The sequence below is a fragment of the Streptomyces klenkii genome (genome assembly GCF_003626645.1).
Lineage (GTDB): Bacteria > Actinomycetota > Actinomycetes > Streptomycetales > Streptomycetaceae > Streptomyces > Streptomyces klenkii.
On record NZ_RBAM01000006.1, the window covers coordinates 381,305 to 393,358 of the forward strand.

The following is a 12,054-nucleotide window of genomic DNA, read 5'->3' on the forward strand; positions in this document are numbered from 1 at the left end:
GGGGCCGGCCCGGCCGGTCAGCCGGCGGCGGCCAGCCGGGGCGGCTGAATGGCCGTCAGGAGTTCGTGGAGCCGGTCGAGCCCCTCGGGGCGGACCGAGTAGCAGATCTGGGTGCCGCGGCGGCGGGTGACCACGAGGCCGGCCTCCCGCAGCACCTTCAGGTGCTGGCTGATGGTCGGCTGGGTGACCTCGAAGAACTCGGTGAAGTCACAGGCGCACGTCTCGGGTTCGGCCGCCAGCGCGCGCATGATGCCCAGCCGCACGGGGTGTCCGAGCGCCCGGAGCATGGCGACGTCCGTCTTGTCCTCCGCAGGTTCTCTCACGTTGACAGGCTATCAAACAGCGCCTATATAGTGGATCCCCTAAATAGGAAATTGCCTATGTAAAACTGGTTCGGAGGTCCGATGACCGACAAGACCGAGGCGCCCGCCGCCGACCCCGCCGAAGGCGGCGTCCTCTCCCCCCGCTACCGCGCGCTGTCCTTAGGGCTGATCACGTCGGTCACCCTGGTGGCCTTCCTCTGGCTGGGCGTCGCCACCGTCCTTCCCGAGGCCGCCGAAGACCTCGGCGGGGTCCACCTCTTCGGCTGGGCGTTCACCGCGTTCATGCTCGCCAACCTCTTCGGGACCATCGCCGCCGGCCAGGGCGCCGACCGGGGCGGCCCCACCCGCCCGTACGTGCAGGCCTTCATCGTCTTCGTGATCGGCTGCGTGGTCGCGGCGATCGCCTCCAACTGGTGGATCCTGCTGGCGGGCCGCATCCTGCAAGGCCTCGGCGTCGGCGGCGTGCTGGCCCTGGCCTACCTGATCGTCGGCCTCGCCTACCCCGACGAGCTGCGGGCCCGGATGCTGGCGCTGGTGGCCTCGGCGTGGACGCTGCCCGCCCTGCTCGGCCCGGCCATCGCCGGCGCGATCGCGAGCGCCACCAACTGGCGGGTGGTCTTCCTGATCCTCGTCCCGCTGGTGCCCGTCGCGGCCCTGCTCACCCTGCCCGCGATGCGCAAGCTCAAGCCCACCGGCGACGGCACGCCGGACCAGAACCGGCTGCCGCTGACCGTGCTGCTGGTGCTCGGCGTCGGCGCCCTGCTGGCCGGCCTGGAGAACCGCAACCTCGCCGTGCTCGTGCCGCTCGTCGTCGTCGGCATCGCGATCACCCTGCCGGTGCTCGGCAAGCTGCTGCCGGCGGGCACGCTCACCGTCCGCCGCGGCATGCCCGCCGGCATGATCGTGCGCGGCCTGGTCAGCGCCGCCTACTACGGCGGCGAGTCCTTCTTCCCGCTCAGCATGACCCGCGTCCTCGGCCTCACCACGCTCGGCTCCGGCCTCGCGCTGTCCGCGGGCGCCCTCACCTGGGTCAGCGGCGCCTGGCTGCAGGCGAAGCTGGACACCCGCAGCGGCGGCAAGGGCCGGCACGCCCGCGTCGTTCTCGGCTTCGTCCTGCTGGTGGCCGGTGACGCGCTGATCGCCCTGGCCGTCGGCACCGACCTCAAGAGCGTCCCGCTCGCGATCGTCGGCTGGGCCGTCGCCGGCCTCGGCATGGGCTTCGTCTACCCCGCCGTCACCACGATCGTGCTGTCCCTGGCCCCCAAGGGCAAGGAGGGCTCGGCCAGTTCGAGCCTCCAGCTGTGCGAGACCCTGTCCGTGGCCGTGATGACCGGCCTCGGCACGGCCATCACCGCCTACGGCTCCTCGCACGACTGGGCCGACAGCCGCGGGCTGGGCATCATCTACGTCATCGCCGCCGCGTGCGCCCTCATCGGCATCGCCGCGGGCCTGCGGACCGCCGTCCGCAAGCTCACCGGCGACGGCGGCCCGGAGGACGCCCCGGCGGCCTCGGCGGAGCTCCGGGAATCGGAGCGAACGGCCTGATCAGCGGCCTGGTCAACGCCGGATGACGGTCCGGCACCGGTCCGGTTCGGTACGCGGCGCGGAAATGCTTCGGTCGCTGTACCGGGCCGGTCCGTGCTGTCCGCGGCGGCCCTTTCGCCGATGCTGGAGCGACCGGTGCGAGTGACGCGCCGGGCGCGCAAGCATCTCCATGGGAGGGAACAGTGCCGAAAGTGCTGAACGGCGATGTGCTGAACGGCGAGGCGCCCGCCCCGGCCCCGGCGGACGGCCGCCGGGGCGGGGCCCGCGTCCGGTCCCGGGTGGAGATCCCGCTCCACCTGGCCGACGGCTCCTGGCAGACCGCGCACGTCATCACCTTCGACGGGCTCACCGACGGCCTGGAGCACATCGCGGTGTCCTACACCCGCCACCCCGCCGTCCCGCTGGTCCGGGTCCACTCCGAGTGCCTGACCGGCGACGTCCTCGGCTCGGGCCGGTGCGACTGCGGGCCGCAGCTCGACGAGTCGCTCCAGCGGGTGGCCGAGGAGGGCGGCATCCTGCTCTACCTGCGCCAGGAAGGCCAGGGCCGCAGGGACGTCAGCCTCTACGACAAGCTCGATGCGTACAGCGTCCAGGACCGTGGCCGCGGCATCGCCGCCGCGGGCCACGGCCTGCGGGTGGCCGACGACGCCCGCGACTACCACGCGGCCGCCCAGATGCTCCGGGCCCTGGGCGTCGGCCGGGTCAGGCTGCTGACCAGCAACCCGGACAAGGTGCGGCAGCTGAGCTGGTACGGCATCGCCGTCGAGGAGCGGCTCGACTTCGCCGGCCGTAGCGCCTGACGGGCGCCGCGCGCCCGCCCCGGGGCCTCACCCGGCGCGGGCGCCGGACCAGGCGGCGGGCTCCGCGGCGCACTCCGGCAGGTCGGCGCCCGCGGAGCCGCTCTCCGGCCGCGCGAAGTACTCCGCGAGGCCGGAGCGGCCCGTCACGGCCAGCTTGCGGTAGACGCGGCTCAGGTGCAGCTCCACCGTGCGCTGGGTGACGAACATCTTCGCCGCGATCTCCCGGTTGGTGAACTTGGCCACCGCCATGAGCGCGACGCGGCGCTCGGTCGGGGTCAGGGCGTCGATGCCCACCTCGGTCGGCCGCCGCGGCCGGGCCCCGGCCGCCAGCAGCTCCTGACGGGCCGTCTGGGCCAGCACGGCCGCCCCGCACTGCTCGGCCAGGGACTGCGCGCGCCGCAGGTGCTCGCGCGCCTCGCCGAGCCGGCTGGACTTGCGCATCAGGATGCCGAGGTCGGTCAGCGCCCGGGCCAGGTCCAGCCGGGCCGCGGACTCCTCCAGCACCTCGACGGCCTCCCGCAGCGCCTCCTCGCCGCCCAGGCCCTTGGCCAGCAGCCCGGCTGCCCGCAGGGCCCGGCCGGTCGCCCGGCGGCCTCCCCACCGGCGGGCCCGGGCCAGCTCCTCCTCCACCAGGGCGAGCGCGGCCTCGCGCTCGCCGAGCGCCGCGTGGACGAGGGCCGCCTCCGAACGCCACGACAGCACGGACGGGTTGAGCTGCCCGGCGGCGCCGAGCCGGCGGCCGCACTCCATCAGGTCGGCCAGGCCGGCCTGCGGATGGCCGCAGGCCACGCGGAGCCGGCCGCGGTGGAAGAGCAGGGCCGCGAACCCGGCGCCCTCCGGCACGTCGGCGTCCAGGCCGAAGTCGCTCAGCGCCCGGTTGGCCTCCCGCAGCTCGCCGGTCTCCAGCAGCGAGGCGACGACCGCCGCCATCGCCTGGCCCGTGCGGCTCCAGTGCCCCGACGGCGAGGACCCGGCGGGCTCCAGGGCCGCGCGCGCGTCCTCCAGGCAGCCGGCTATGTCCCCGGAGCGGTAGCGCACCTCGGCGCGCATGCTGTGGGCGATGGTCAGCAGCGTCCGCGACCCCTCGGCCCGCGCGCGGTCCAGCAGCGCGCGGCACTCGGACAGGGCGAGGTCCAGCTCGTCGGCGCGGGCGAGCACTTGCAGGGGCACCGTGCGGGTCGCGATCCGCCAGTCGAGGCTGACGTGCTCCTCCTGGAGCGCCTGGCGGGCCTGGTGGACGGCGCGGTCGCGCTCCTCGCCGCGGCGCGAGGAGCGCAGGGCCGCGAGGCTGAGCCGGGTGTGGCGCTCGCCGGGGGTCGCCGTCGCCGCCGGGGGCAGCGCTTCGGCGGCCCCGGCGCAGTCCGCCTCGACCGCCGCGTCGACGGCGTGGTTCAGTTCGCGCAGCAGGCAGCGCTCGGCCCGCAGGACGTCCGCCGCGTCCTCCTCGGCGCCGCGCGCCTCGGCCACGCCTTCCAGGAGGACGCGCTCGGCCTCCTCGGGGCGGCCCAGGAGTTGCAGGGCGTGGGCGGTGCACAGCCGGATGTCGGCGCGGCAGGCGGCGTCGGGTTCGAGGGCGAGGGCGCGCCGCAGGTGTTCCACGGCGGCCGCGGGGTCGGCGGCGAGCTCGATCCGGCCGAGGGCGCGCAGGAGTTTGCCGCGGCACGCTCCCTGGCACTCCTCCAGGCCGCGGTGGAGGTAGGCGCGGGCCCGGTCGGGGTCGCCGCGCTGGATGAGCTCGCCGGCCGCCGTGGAGAGCACGGCGCAGGTCCAGTGCAGGCCGAGGGTGCTGCGCACGCGCAGGAGCTGGGCGGCGACGCGCTCGGCGGGGGCGCCGGACTCGTGCAGGAGCTCGGCGGCGCGGGCGTGCAGGGCGTCGCGGCGGCTGGGCGGGACGCTGGCCAGGACGGCGGTGCGCAGGACGGGCCGGGCGAAGCGGACGATGCTGTCCTGCCCGGTGAGGGCCCCGGCCCGGATGAGGGCGTCGACGACGTCAGCCGCGCCGAGCGGGTCCAGGCCGAGCAGCCGGGCGGTCATGGCGGTGGTGGCGGAGCCGTCCAGGACGGCGATGGCCTGGAGCACCGCCGCGGCGCCGGGGTAGGCCCGGTCGTAGCGCGGCAGGAGCGTGTCGGCGACCTCCACCGGGGCGAGGTCGCCGATGCGGTCCACGGCCTCGGCGTCGGGGCGCAGGCCGTGCAGGCGCATCACGCGGAAGAGCGCTTCGAGGAGGTACGGGCTGCCGCCGGTGGCGCTGCGGCACGCCTCCACGAAGCGGGGGTCGGGGGCGGCGTCGGTCGCGTCGGGATCGGGCCCGGGGTCCAGGCCGGGGGCGGCGAAGGCGTCGGCGGCGATGCGGGCGGTGTCCTCGGCGGAGAGTCCCCTTAACAGCGTGCGGTGACGGAAGGAGGAGAGCACCTCGGCCAGGACGGGGTCGCCGGGGGTCTCGCCGAGGGCGACGGTGGCGACGACCGCGACCGGGGTGTTCTCCAGACGGGCCATCAGATAGCCGAGGCAGCGCAGGGACGCGGTGTCGGCCCACTGGAGGTCGTCGACGGCCAGCATCAGCGGGGTGCCGGTGGACAGCAGCCGGGCGAGCGGGTGGACCGCCGCCGCGCCGGGCGAGGGGTGCGCGGCGTAGGGGGCCGGGCAGTTGAAGTGGGCCTCCCAGGGGTCCGGCGGCGCGGCGGGGCCGTCCGGTCCCGGGAGGGCGTCGGCCAGCAGGGTCCGGGCGCCCGCCATGAGCTGCTGCGCGATGCTGTACTCGACGTCCTGCTCGGAGGCGCGGGCCCGCGCCGACAGCAGGTGGAGGCCGTGCTCGCCGGCCTGGTCCATGGCGTGGCGCAGGAGCCTGGTGCGCCCCATGCCGGCCGTGCCTTCGATGAGGATGCTCTGGCCGCGGCCGGCGCCGGCGGCTTTCAGGATGTCGTGCACGCGCGTGCCCTCCCCGTAAGGCGGCGGGGCCGTCCCGGAGCTGCATGCCACTCCCCCGGGTCCCCCGTTTACCGGCCCGGCCTTTGCTGCCGTGTTGCCGTGGGTAGTGATGTGTCTCAGGAGGCCGGACCGTGAAGTCGAAGACGTTAACTCGTATGAACAAGCTGACCAATAGTTGGTTCACCGTAGCTTATGGCGTCACAAGAGGTGACCCTAACTTGAGAGTTGGGGCATTTCAACCGGCATAACGGAGCCACGGACGCCGCTTAGCGTGCGGCGTCCGTGGCTCGTGGGGATCCCTGCCCTCGGGGGGCGGTGCGGAAGGCCTGGGCGGGCTCCGGCCGGTGGGGGGGCTGGCCGCGGCCCGGGGCGCGCTAGGACTGCCGCGTGCCCTGCTCCAGCTCCCGGAGCTGGCGGATCATATTGGCGGCCATCCGCTTCCCCTCCGGGGAGAGCGCCGCGAGGTCGCCGCGCAGATAGACCGCGCTCACCCCGGCCTCCGCCATGGCCTGGTCCAGCTCGCGACCGGCCAGGACCTCCTCGTCAATCATGCGCCGGGCCACGTCGTCCTCGGTGAAGTAGGAGACGGGCACGTCGAAGTACGCGGCGAGCGCGCACAGGTGGCGCAGCGTAGGGTTCGTCCGCTCGCCGCGGTGCAGCTGCCACAGATACACGCTGGAGAAGGTCTCGCCCGACTGGGCGGCGATCTCCGCGGCCATCTTCTTGTAGGACGGCTTGCCGTTGTCGCTGGGCCCGGCACGCCTCTTGAGCAGGTGGTCGAGCTTCTGCGCCACCGTGAGGCGGCGCCGGTCCGGACCGTCCCTCTCTTCACTCATCCTGCCAACCCCCCTCTGCACGTCACCAGTTTAGGCACGAAAGGCCGGGCCCCGCGCTGCCGGGCCCCGCCGTATCCTGCACTATCCCGCCTCTTCGATGCGCCGTCTGCGCTCCCGTTCCTTCTCGGCGAGGACCATCATCTCCCGGACCTCCGGGCAGGTTTCCTCGTCGTCGGCGGCCTCGTCGCCGTCGGAGACCAGGCCCTGCTCGCGCAGCTGCTGGTCGTGGACCTTGACGGGCGGCTGCGGGTCGTGGTCGGAGGGGCGCGGGCCCTCCGGGCCGTCCGGTCCGACGCGCACGAGGCGCTCGATGCGCACCACGCGGAAGCGCCGCCCGGCCACCTCGGCCTCGGGGCCGCGCTCCTCGTCGAGCCGGTCCGCCGCCCGGGCGTACTCCTCGCGCTCGGCCTCGTCCAGCCTGCGCAGCACCGGGGCCATCACCCGCAGGTCCAGGGCGAGGGAGTCGCGCGCGCTCCGGGGGGTGTGGCAGCCGCCGGTCACGGGCTCCCACCCGCCGTCGCCGGACCGCTCCGCGATCATGTAGCTGGTGGGGAGCAGTACGCCGCCGGGGTGGGTGGACGCGGCCCGCAGGGAGTCGGCCCGCACGTCGGCGGGCGTGCCGTCCGGGCCGCGGACGAGGGACAGCAGCTCGACCTTGAGGATGCCCTCGGACATGCCGGTGGCCGTGAGGGTGTCGATGACCATTCCCTGGACGGGGTCGGGCACCTCGTGGGAGCGGCCGGCCGGGGCCGGGTCGGGGTCGGAGGGGCGCGGCGGCTCGGGCCCGTCGGGGCCCATCCGGATGAACTGCTCGGCGCGCACGACGCGGTGGCGGACGCCCCGGACGGTCATCTCGTCGAGGGCCTCCCAGTCGAGCCGTCCGGCAGCGGCGAGGAACTCCTCGCGGGCGGAGTCACGGGCGGCGTCGCCGGCGGCCTCCGCGTCGCGGGCGGCCCGGCGGAAGAGGGCCGCCATCGTGTCGCGGGAGTCCTGCGGCGCGGGGTCGGCGAAGCGGGTGAGCATCTCCCAGCCCCCTTCCTCGCGCTCGCGGGCCACGCCGAAGACGGGCCCGCCGGCGCCGAGGATCTCGGGGTACGCGTCGCGCGCCAGCCACGCCTCCTCGTCCGCCAGGGCGGCGACCGGGGCGTCGGGCGCGGCCATCCTGATCTGCCGGTACCCCGGCACTCGCTCGCTGTGATCGGACATGCACTCAGCATGTCGCGCGAGTCCGCTCCCGCGCAGGAAAACGCGTGTGCTCACCCGCTTCCCCCACGCAGCAGCCGGACCGCAACGCCGAGGTCGCAGACCGGGCCCGGAGGCATCCGGGCCCGGACCCGGCATCAGGCGCCCGCGGCCTTGCGGAACTCGGCGAGGGCGGCGGCGCAGAAGGCCTTGAGGTCGGCCGGCTTCCGGCTGGTGACCAGCGCGTTGGGGCCCGCGGTGCAGACCTTGACCTCCTCGTCCACCCACGTGCCGCCCGCGTTGCGGATGTCGGTGCGCAGGCTCGGCCAGGAGGTGAGGGTGCGGCCGCGCACGACGTCCGCCTCGACGAGGACCCAGGGGGCGTGGCAGATGGCGGCGACGGGCTTGCCGGCGTCGAAGAAGGCCCTCACGAAGGCGACGGCGCGGTCGTCCATGCGCAGGACGTCGGGGTTGGCGACGCCGCCGGGCAGGACCAGGCCGTCGAAGTCGCCGGTGCGCGCGGTGTCCACGTCCTCGTCCACGGCGAACGTGTCGGCCTTGTCGAGGTGGTGGTACGCCTGGATGCGGCCGGGCTTCGTGGACACCAGCCGCGGCGCCCCGGCGGCATCCATGACGGCCTGCCAGGGGTCCGTGAGCTCGACCTGCTCGACACCCTCCGGTGCCGCCAGGAATGCGATCCGCGTGGTCATCGAGCGTCCCTTCCGTCAGTCCGGCAGCTGCGGCAGCACCTTGCTCCGGTAGAAGTCGAAGAAGCCGCGCTGGTCGGGGCCGATCTGGTTGATGTACACGGTGTCGAACCCGGCGTCGGCGTAGGCGCCGACCGCGGCCAGGTGGGCGTCCAGGTCGTCCCCGCAGGTCACCGCGGAGGCGACCCGCTCCTCCGGAACGAGCTCGCTCGCCTGTTCGAAGTGACGGGGGGTGGGGAGGACCTGCGCCAGCTCCCCCGGGAGCTGCTCGGTGGCCCACAGCCGGTGCGCGGTGCGGACGGCCTCCTCACGGTCGGTGCCCCAGCACACCTTGAGCCCGCCGTGCGCGGGCTTGGCGCCGCCCCCGCTGCGCCGGAAGCGGTCGACCGCCTCGGCGTCGGGGGCCATGGTGAGGAAGCCGTCGCCGATGCGCCCGGCCAGCTCGGTCGAGGTCGGCCCGAACGCCGAGACGTCGATGGGCACGGGCTCGTCCGGGACCGTGTAGAGCCGGGCGTTCTCGACGGTGTAGTGCTTGCCGTGGTGGCTGACCTCGCCGCCCTCGAAGAGCATCCGCATCACCTGGACGGCCTCTTGCAGCATCTCCAGCCGTACGGCGGCCTGCGGCCAGGCGCCGCCGAGGATGTGTTCGTTGAGGGCCTCCCCGCTGCCCACGCCCAGCCGGAAGCGCCCGTCGAGCTGGACGGCGGCGGTGGCGGCCGCCTGGGCGACGAGGGCCGGGTGCATCCGGATGATCGGGCAGGTCACGGCGGTCCGCACGGGCAGCGAGGTGGCCTGCGAGAGCGCGCCGATCACCGACCAGACGAAGGGGCTCTGGCCCTGCTCGGAGTTCCACGGATGGAAGTGGTCGGAGATCCACAGGGAGGTGAAGCCCGCCTGCTCGGCCATGCGGGCCTGTTCGACCAGGTCGGCTGGGCCGTGTTCCTCGGTGGACAGGAAGTAGCCGTATTCCGTCATCGGGGGTGTCCTCCTGGAGGGCGGGGCTTCGGCACCCGGGTATCCCCGGCGGCGCGGGGGAAACACCCGGGGGAAAACATCCGGCCCCCGGCCCCTCACGCACCGCGCGCGGGGCGCGCCGCCCGGCCCCCGCCCCTTCCCCGGCGTCGCGGCCGCGGGGGCTCATCCGCCGCCGCCCTCGCCGCGCCCGTGGCGCTTGCGCCCGCCGGGCAGCATGTCCTGCAACTTCGCCTTCAGTCCCTGCCGGACGACGGCGGCGCGGTCGCTGTCGCCCTTGAGGACCGAGGCGGCCGCGGCCTCGATCTGGTCGAGGGTCGCGTGCGGCGGGATGGGCGGCACGGCCGGGTCGGTGCGGAAGTCGATGACGAAGGGCCGGTCGGCGGAGAGGGCCCGCTGCCAGGCGCCGACGACCCCGCCCGGCTCCTCCACGCGTACGCCGTCGAGGCCGATCGAGCGGGCGAAGGCGGCGTAGGGCACGTCGGGGATCGCCTGCGAGGGCAGGAACTGCGGGGCGCCCTCCATGGCGCGCATCTCCCACGTGACCTGGTTGAGGTCCTGGTTGTTGAGCACGGCCACCACCAGCCGCGGGTCCTGCCACTCTTTGCAGTACTTGGCGGCGGTGATGAGTTCGGCCATGCCGTTCATCTGCATCGCCCCGTCGCCCACGAGGGCGATGGCGGGCCGGTCGGGGTGGGCGAACTTGGCCCCGATGGCGTACGGCACGCCGGGGCCCATCGTGGCCAGGGTGCCCGACAGCGAACCGCGCATGGTGCCGCGGATCCGCAGGTGGCGCGCGTACCAGTTGGCGGCCGAACCGGAGTCGGCGGTCAGCATCGCGTTCTCGGGCAGCAGCGGGTCCAGCGCGTGGAAGACGTACTCGGGGTTGACGGGGTCGGCGGAGACCGTGGCGCGCCGCTCCATCACCTCCCACCAGCGGGCCGTGTTCTTCTCGATGCCGGCCCGCCAGTGGCCGTGCTCCTTGGGCTTGAGCTGCGGCAGCAGCCGCATGAGGGTCTCCCGCGCGTCGCCCACGAGGTTGATCTCGAAGGGGTAGCGCAGGCCCACCATGAAGGGGTCGATGTCGATCTGCACCGCCCGCGCCTGCCCGAACTCCGGCAGGAACTGAGTGTACGGGAAGCTGGAGCCGATGACGACCAGCGTGTCGCAGTCGCGCATCAGCTCGTAGGAGGGCCGGGTGCCCAGCAGCCCGATGGCGCCGGTCACGTACGGCAGGTCGTCGGGCAGGGCGTCCTTGCCCAGCAGCGCCTTGGCCACCCCGGCGCCGAGGACCTCGGCGAGCTGCTCGACCTCGGCGCGCGCGCCGCGGGCGCCCTGCCCGACGAGGACCGCCACCCGCTCGCCCGCGTTGATCAGCTCGGCCGCCCGGGTGATCTCGGTGTCCGCGGGCACGGGTGCGTAGGGCGCCACGCCGAGGCTGGAGGGGACCATCTTGAACGCGTGCTGCGGCGGCGCGTAGTCGAGGTCCTGCACGTCGGCGGGGATGATCAGCGCGGTCACGGTGCGCCGCGTGTACGCGGTGCGCATGGCCCGGTCGAGGACGTTCGGCAGCTGCTCGGGGACGGTCACCATCTCGCAGTAGTCGGAGGCGACGCCCTTGAACAGGCTGAGCAGGTCCACCTCCTGCTGGTACGAGCCGCCCATCGCGCTGCGGTTGGTCTGCCCGACGATCGCCACCACCGGCACGTGGTCGAGCTTGGCGTCGTAGAGGCCGTTGAGCAGGTGGATCGCGCCCGGCCCCGACGTCGCCGCGCACACGCCCACCTTGCCGGAGAACTTCGCGTAGCCCACGGCTTCGAACGCGGACATCTCCTCGTGCCGCGACTGGATGAACCGCGGGTTGTCGTCCGCCCGGCCCCACGCGGCCAGCAGTCCGTTGATGCCGTCACCCGCGTAGGCGAACACCCGGTCGACGCCCCACTCGCGCAGGCGCTCCAGGAGGTGGTCGGACACCTTGGTGGACATGGGGACTCTCCCTTTCGCCGGGGCGTCGCGGTCGTCTCGCGGCGGAGCCGCACGCTGCGCGCTGCGCGCCGTAGTGGTACGGGTGACCGGTCCCGGGCGCGGGAAACGCGGGGTCCGCCGAATCCCTCGTACGGATGTGTGGGGGTCAGTCCTTGGGCCTGTAGCGGCGCAGCGCCCAGCCGGGCAGCCCGAACCAGCACAGCGCGAGCCAGGCCACGATGCCCGCCACCAGCCAGGGAACGGCCGCGCTGTGCAGGGCGACGCGCAGGATCAGCAGCAGCGCCGAGGTGACGGTGCACAGCAGCAGGACGACTCCGGCCAGCGTCAGCCGGGCGGCCCAGGTGACCGTGTACGGCTTGATGCGGCGGCCGCTGACGAGCCGGTGGAAGGAGACCGGGCCGATCAGGGCGCCGGTGGTGGCGGCGCCCAGCATCACGGTCACCACGTAGATGGTGCGGTCCGTGCCGTCGAGCGTGGCGAAGCGCGGCGTGAAGACCACGGTCAGCAGGAAGCCGAAGAGGATCTGCACGCCCGTCTGGGTGACGCGCACCTCCTGGAGGAGCTCGGCCCAGCGCCGGTCGGCGCGCTCCTCGGGCGTCTCCCGGCGGCCGCCGTCCTGCGTTCCGCTCGGCGCCATGGCGTCCCTCCGCGTCGCTCGGTGGGCGGAGTACCCCCGCCGGGACCGGGCATGCACATGCGCGGCCATGGCGTGCGCAAGCGGGGGTACACGCGCGGTGCGACACGCGCCCCGGCCGGTCCGCCGGATCGCCGGGCC

Annotated in this window: 10 protein-coding genes; 2 read left to right on the top strand and 8 right to left on the bottom strand. The window is 74.3% G+C overall.

Annotated elements, in window-relative coordinates; all coding sequences use genetic code 11:
* Positions 1 to 17 precede the first annotated feature (17 nt).
* A complete protein-coding gene (locus D7231_RS16995; protein ID WP_324196972.1) occupies positions 18 to 323 on the bottom strand; it encodes an ArsR/SmtB family transcription factor in 306 nt (101 codons plus the stop codon).
* Positions 324 to 404: 81 nt separating this feature from the next.
* Here D7231_RS16995 and D7231_RS17000 point away from each other — a divergent pair, with 81 nt between their 5' ends.
* Complete coding sequence (locus D7231_RS17000) at positions 405 to 1,868, top strand: MFS transporter (RefSeq protein WP_120756298.1); 1,464 nt, start codon at positions 405 to 407, stop codon at positions 1,866 to 1,868.
* A gap of 182 nt (positions 1,869 to 2,050) precedes the next feature.
* On the top strand, positions 2,051 to 2,668 hold the full coding sequence (ribA, locus tag D7231_RS17005) for a GTP cyclohydrolase II RibA (RefSeq protein WP_241999763.1): 618 nt from the start codon (positions 2,051 to 2,053) through the stop codon (positions 2,666 to 2,668).
* Between the two features lie 27 nt (positions 2,669 to 2,695).
* Here the strand turns inward: ribA and D7231_RS17010 are convergent, their stop codons facing one another.
* The 7 genes from D7231_RS17010 to D7231_RS17040 all read right to left on the bottom strand — a co-directional run bounded on the left by D7231_RS17010 (position 2,696) and on the right by D7231_RS17040 (position 11,916).
* Positions 2,696 to 5,596, bottom strand: coding sequence for an AAA family ATPase (locus D7231_RS17010; protein WP_147449746.1), 2,901 nt, complete (start codon positions 5,594 to 5,596; stop codon positions 2,696 to 2,698).
* Positions 5,597 to 5,970: 374 nt separating this feature from the next.
* A complete protein-coding gene (locus D7231_RS17015) occupies positions 5,971 to 6,432 on the bottom strand; it encodes a helix-turn-helix transcriptional regulator (protein WP_147449747.1) in 462 nt (153 codons plus the stop codon).
* 81 nt (positions 6,433 to 6,513) lie between these two features.
* Entirely contained in the window at positions 6,514 to 7,638 is a 1,125-nt protein-coding gene (locus D7231_RS17020; RefSeq protein WP_120756301.1) for a DUF5954 family protein, read from the bottom strand.
* Between the two features lie 134 nt (positions 7,639 to 7,772).
* On the bottom strand, positions 7,773 to 8,324 hold the full coding sequence (locus D7231_RS17025) for a type 1 glutamine amidotransferase domain-containing protein (protein ID WP_120756302.1): 552 nt from the start codon (positions 8,322 to 8,324) through the stop codon (positions 7,773 to 7,775).
* A 15-nt stretch (positions 8,325 to 8,339) separates the two neighbouring features.
* Complete coding sequence (locus D7231_RS17030) at positions 8,340 to 9,296, bottom strand: TIGR03557 family F420-dependent LLM class oxidoreductase (RefSeq protein ID WP_120756303.1); 957 nt, start codon at positions 9,294 to 9,296, stop codon at positions 8,340 to 8,342.
* 162 nt (positions 9,297 to 9,458) lie between these two features.
* Positions 9,459 to 11,279, bottom strand: coding sequence for a thiamine pyrophosphate-requiring protein (locus D7231_RS17035; protein WP_120756304.1), 1,821 nt, complete (start codon positions 11,277 to 11,279; stop codon positions 9,459 to 9,461).
* A gap of 145 nt (positions 11,280 to 11,424) precedes the next feature.
* Positions 11,425 to 11,916 carry a DUF6328 family protein gene (locus D7231_RS17040; protein ID WP_120756305.1) on the bottom strand — a complete coding sequence of 164 codons (492 nt, stop codon included), beginning with the start codon at positions 11,914 to 11,916 and terminating at the stop codon, positions 11,425 to 11,427.
* Between the last annotated feature and the right edge of the window lie 138 nt (positions 11,917 to 12,054).

Coding starts and splice junctions, on each gene's coding strand:
- D7231_RS17000 (WP_120756298.1), top strand. CDS start 405: ATGACCGACAAGACCGAGGCGCCCGCCGCCGACCCCGCCGAAGGCGGC.
- D7231_RS17015 (WP_147449747.1), bottom strand. CDS start 6,432: ATGAGTGAAGAGAGGGACGGTCCGGACCGGCGCCGCCTCACGGTGGCG.
- D7231_RS17020 (WP_120756301.1), bottom strand. CDS start 7,638: ATGTCCGATCACAGCGAGCGAGTGCCGGGGTACCGGCAGATCAGGATG.
- D7231_RS17025 (WP_120756302.1), bottom strand. CDS start 8,324: ATGACCACGCGGATCGCATTCCTGGCGGCACCGGAGGGTGTCGAGCAG.
- D7231_RS17030 (WP_120756303.1), bottom strand. CDS start 9,296: ATGACGGAATACGGCTACTTCCTGTCCACCGAGGAACACGGCCCAGCC.
- D7231_RS17035 (WP_120756304.1), bottom strand. CDS start 11,279: ATGTCCACCAAGGTGTCCGACCACCTCCTGGAGCGCCTGCGCGAGTGG.
- D7231_RS17040 (WP_120756305.1), bottom strand. CDS start 11,916: ATGGCGCCGAGCGGAACGCAGGACGGCGGCCGCCGGGAGACGCCCGAG.